The sequence below is a fragment of the Kineococcus siccus genome, assembly GCF_009906795.1.
Lineage (GTDB): Bacteria > Actinomycetota > Actinomycetes > Actinomycetales > Kineococcaceae > Kineococcus > Kineococcus siccus.
This window is the reverse complement of sequence record NZ_JAAALN010000477.1, coordinates 1-389: the sequence shown is the minus strand read 5'-3', so window position 1 is coordinate 389 and position 389 is coordinate 1. Positions and strand designations below refer to the sequence as shown.

Annotated in this window: 1 protein-coding gene; it reads left to right on the top strand. The window is 59.6% G+C overall.

All coding sequences use genetic code 11. From position 1 onward, the window contains the following. Positions 1 to 247: hypothetical protein (locus tag GTR02_RS22550; RefSeq protein WP_205709843.1), on the top strand; the 247-nt coding region annotated here is incomplete at its 5' end. Between the last annotated feature and the right edge of the window lie 142 nt (positions 248 to 389).

The following is a 389-nucleotide window of genomic DNA, read 5'->3' as shown; positions in this document are numbered from 1 at the left end:
ACCAAGACGGCATCGAGTGACCGTCAACGCTGTGCAGTGGACCTGTACCGGTTGCAAGCGCTCATGGGTTGGCTCTGGAGAATTCGATACCCAAAGCAGTGACGTGGACATCATTCACTACGAGTGCCCCAGCTGCCACCACGAAGACGACTACCGCATCAGTACCGAGCTGTGGCTGGCCTTCCCGGCCAACTCCGGTAGCGACCTGATGCCCGCAGGCGTACCACTGTCGCAGGTGAGCGAGTGAGCGCTGAACTCAAGGCAATGGAGCGCTTCCGAGAGCGATGGACTGCCGAGTGGGCATACATCGACGCTATGCGACACGAGCCCCACTCTTGGAAGAGGGAACCTGCAGAGATCACAAAGGACGTGCTCGATGCAGTGGCAGC